This is a genomic window from Enterococcus sp. E5-37 (assembly GCF_035726925.1).
GTDB lineage: Bacteria > Bacillota > Bacilli > Lactobacillales > Enterococcaceae > Enterococcus_B > Enterococcus_B faecium.
The window spans coordinates 1-718 of the sequence record NZ_JAPMLG010000036.1; the positions used below are offsets into that span (position 1 = coordinate 1).

Annotated in this window: 1 pseudogene; it reads left to right on the forward strand. The window is 40.7% G+C overall.

Annotated elements, in window-relative coordinates:
• Position 1: 1 nt before the first annotated feature.
• Positions 2-718 (forward strand): annotated as a pseudogene (locus OS138_RS12715) (IS3-like element ISEfa10 family transposase); the annotation flags it as partial.

Genomic DNA, 718 nt, shown 5'->3' on the forward strand with positions numbered 1-718 from the left:
TTTGGATGGTAAAGGCGGAAGTGATTATCTGGCAAAGAAGTATTCCATTAAGGCTCCATCACAAGTGAAGCGCTGGATCAATGCCTATCAAGAATTTGGTGAAGAGGGTCTAGTAAGAAAGCGACAAAAGAAAAAATATTCTGTTCAATTTAAGCTGGATGCGATAGAGTTATATCTAACAAGTGAGCTGTCCTATCGTGAAGTTGCCAACACACTTAACATGAACAACCCTAATTTGATCGCTAGTTGGATGCGTCAATTCCGTGAGGGTGGGATCGATGGACTCTCAAAAACGAAAGGATGTCCACCTATCTTGTCTAAGAAAAATGAACCCAAAAATAAGAAAAAATCTACAACTAAAGCAACGTCTAAAGAACGTGAACGCATCGAGGAGTTGGAGAAACGAGTCCGTTCCCTTCAAATTGAAAATGCCTTTTTAAAAGAATTGAGGAAGCTGCGAAAACAGGAAGCCCAACAACGACGAATGAAGCAATCGCACGAATCATCGCAAGCCTCCGAGGACCGTTTAAATTAGTTGAGCTTCTAGAAACTTTAAAGTTCCCTAAGGCAACCTTTATGTACTGGCAAAAACGATTGGACCGTAAAAATCCAGATCAAGAGATTGAAGCGGAAATGCTTAAAATTCGGGAGAAGCACAAGGATTATGGCTGTTTACGGATGACCAATGAACTAAGAAACCGCGGTTTCTCTATCAATA